Raw genomic sequence first — 3,272 nt, 5'->3', positions numbered from 1 at the left:
TAATGTGACCACTTTATAGATTAAAAACTAATCAATATTAAACAATATGAGTCGGGTAACTTTTTGAGTTTAGATGTTTAATTTATATAGTAAGTATGCAAAGTTTAATTACATTGCTTTATTAGCTGGCAGAGTAAATTCCGAAGGATAAATTCAAGTGATTTTGTCAACTTTGGAAGGAAGTTTGCTATAATGTTCAGCTATCCTTTTTCTATCTCTCTATTTACCACTATGCACTATCCTAAAGTATACGATGTCATTGTTATCGGTGGCGGTCACGCAGGTACGGAAGCAGCACTGGCTGCAGCACGTATGGGTCGACAGACATTACTCTTAACTCATAACATTGAGACTTTAGGGCAGATGAGCTGTAACCCGGCCATTGGCGGGATCGGTAAATCACATTTAGTGCGTGAAATTGATGCCTTGGGCGGTGCGATGGCGCTGGCTGCCGATAAAGGCGGTATTCAATTCCGTATTCTGAATTCACGTAAAGGCGCAGCAGTTCGTGCAACTCGTGCGCAGGCTGACCGTGTTCGTTATAAAGCAGCGATTCGTGAGACTTTAGAAAATCAAGCGAATCTGGATATCTTTCAGCAAGCAGCAGATGACCTGATTGTTGAAGGCGATACTGTTAAAGGTGTCGTGACCCAAATGGGTATTCGCTTTGATGCGAAAACTGTGGTGCTAACTGCAGGTACATTCTTAGGTGGTGTGATTCACGTTGGTCTTGAAAAATCAAGAGGTGGTCGTGCAGGTGATCCACCATCAATTTCTTTAGCACATCGTTTACGTGAATTAAACTTACCTGTGGGTCGTTTAAAAACAGGTACACCACCACGTATTGATGCACGTTCAGTTGATTTCTCTGTTATGACACCGCAGCCGGGTGATTTCCCGTCTCCAACCATGTCATTTATGGGTGATGTGTCTATGCACCCTGAACAGGTGAACTGCTACATCACGCATACCAATGAACGTACCCATGAGATCATTCGTGGCGGTTTAGACCGTTCACCGATGTACACTGGTGTGATTGAAGGTGTAGGTCCACGTTACTGTCCATCAATTGAAGATAAAATTCATAAATTTGCTGATAAAGATTCACACCAAGTATTCCTTGAGCCTGAAGGCCTGGATACACATGAGCTTTATCCAAACGGTATTTCAACTTCTTTACCATTTGATGTTCAGTTTGAATTGGTGCGTTCAATCCGTGGTATGGAGAATGCACACATTCTTCGTCCGGGTTATGCGATTGAATACGATTACTTTAACCCGCAAGCATTGAAGTTCACTTTGGAAACCAAAGCGATCAATAACCTGTACTTTGCTGGTCAGATTAATGGTACTACTGGTTATGAAGAAGCGGGGGCACAAGGTCTGCTTGCAGGTTTGAATGCTGCACGTCGTGCATGGGATCAGGAACAATGGACACCAAAACGTGATGAAGCGTACATGGGTGTACTGGTTGATGACCTGATTACTTTGGGTACTAAAGAACCGTACCGTATGTTCACTTCACGTGCGGAATACCGTTTGATGTTACGTGAAGACAATGCGGATCAACGTTTAACACCAATCGGTCGTGAAATGGGTCTGGTAGATGACGAACGTTGGGCAGCTTACTGTGAAAAAATGGAAGCTGTAGAGAAAGAAACAGGTCGTCTACAACATCTTTGGGCTGCACCAAACAACCCAATGGGTAAAAAATTCGTTGAGATGACAGGTGCGGATCTTTCTAAAGAATGTTCTGCAATTGATTTGTTAAAACGTCCAAACATCACCTTTGCTCAAATTGCAGAGCTCACAGGTTCTGAAGTTTCACCACAAGTGGGTGATCAAATTGAGATTGCGGTGAAATACGAAGGTTATATCAACCGTCAGCATCAAGACGTTGCACAAATGAAACGTTTAGAGGAAACCAAGATTCCTGCTGATTTTGACTATGATGTTGTTTCAGGTCTTTCTCGTGAAATTACATTGAAGTTAAAAGATATTCGTCCTGAAACACTGGCTCAAGCAAGCCGTATTCCGGGTGTAACCCCTGCAGCAGTTCAATTGGTGATGATTACGATTCGTAAGAATGCCCAAGCGAAAAAATCTGCTTAAGATTTGGAAGTAAAAAACCCGCGTAATGCGGGTTTTTTATGTTTAATAAGTTTGAAAAAAATTAAAGATCAATTATTTCAAGAATAGATTCAGTAATTTTGCTATGTTAATTATGGGAAATGTACAACAATGAATCTAAAACATGGATAGAGAAAAATACATACGTGGCGCGATTTACGGTTTACTTGTTGGTGATGCGGTAGGTGTGCCTTATGAGTTTAAAGTGCCGAGCCAGCTGCCTGATATTGAACAAATTGATATGATTCCCCCAAAAGGATTTGCGCGGACTTATGCCAGTCTTCCAATTGGAACGTGGTCAGATGATGGTGCACAAGCATTATGTTTGTTGGCCTCATTGTTAGATCAAAAGAAACTCAATCCTGAAGATTTTATGCAACGGATTTGCGATTGGTACCAATCAGGTTATATGGCTGTCGATGGTCAGGTATTCGATGTGGGAATTCAAACGGTTGATGCGATACATCGTTATCAATCGGGTATCTAGTTAAATCAAGTTGCGAAAAATGATGAATATGCCAATGGTAATGGTGCGCTGATGCGTGTATTGCCTTTAGCGCTCTGGCATCAAGGCTCTAATCGTGAATTAATAGAGGCGGCATTTATACAATCACATCTGACTCATGCGCATATCCGTTCTAAATTATGTTGTGCATTATATTGTTTATGGGTAAGTAAAATTTTAGATGGTTGTTCTATTCAAGATTCATGGATAGAAGCAATTGAAATGCTCAAGCGTGAATTGAGTGATCAGAATGGTGCGTTAGATGAGCTTGAGCACCATATTTTAAGTGATGACTGGGATCGACCGACAGGTACTGGCTATGTCGTAGATTGTTTAAAGTCGGCATATTACGCACTACAAGCTAGCAATTATGAAAAGGTGATTAAGACAGCAATTGCGCTGGGTAATGATACAGATACGACTGCATGTGTGGCGGGTGGTATAGCTGGTTTATATTATGGTGTAGATGCAATTCCATCATCTTGGATGAATCATTTACGAGGTAAAGAAATGGTGGAAGAATTGCTTGTGCAATGGTTGTAGAAATTTTCTAAAGAATGACTGCGATGATGTTGGGATTTGCTAAAATATTCAAAAGTTCCACATCTAGATCATTCCAATGCCATACCAACTCGTT

1 protein-coding gene and 1 pseudogene are annotated in these 3,272 nt (G+C 41.1%); both read left to right on the top strand.

Translation table 11 applies throughout. The features are described from left to right. The first annotated feature begins 231 nt into the window (after nucleotides 1-231). The gene (gene mnmG, locus B4J23_RS02840) at nucleotides 232-2,112 is read left to right on the top strand and encodes a tRNA uridine-5-carboxymethylaminomethyl(34) synthesis enzyme MnmG (RefSeq protein ID WP_291358704.1); all 1,881 of its coding nucleotides are present in this window, start codon (nucleotides 232-234) and stop codon (nucleotides 2,110-2,112) included. Nucleotides 2,113-2,254: 142 nt separating this feature from the next. Beyond that, a pseudogene (locus B4J23_RS02835) lies at nucleotides 2,255-3,178 on the top strand (ADP-ribosylglycohydrolase family protein). Nucleotides 3,179-3,272 lie beyond the last annotated feature (94 nt).

Source organism: Acinetobacter sp. UBA3025 (assembly GCF_002367915.1).
GTDB lineage: Bacteria > Pseudomonadota > Gammaproteobacteria > Pseudomonadales > Moraxellaceae > Acinetobacter.
The sequence above is the reverse complement of the archived record's forward strand: the minus strand, read 5'-3'. Positions and strand labels throughout refer to the sequence as shown.

What these genes read in the sequence shown, in the direction of transcription:
- mnmG (WP_291358704.1), top strand. Translation starts at nt 232, where the DNA reads ATGCACTATCCTAAAGTATACGATGTCATTGTTATCGGTGGCGGTCAC.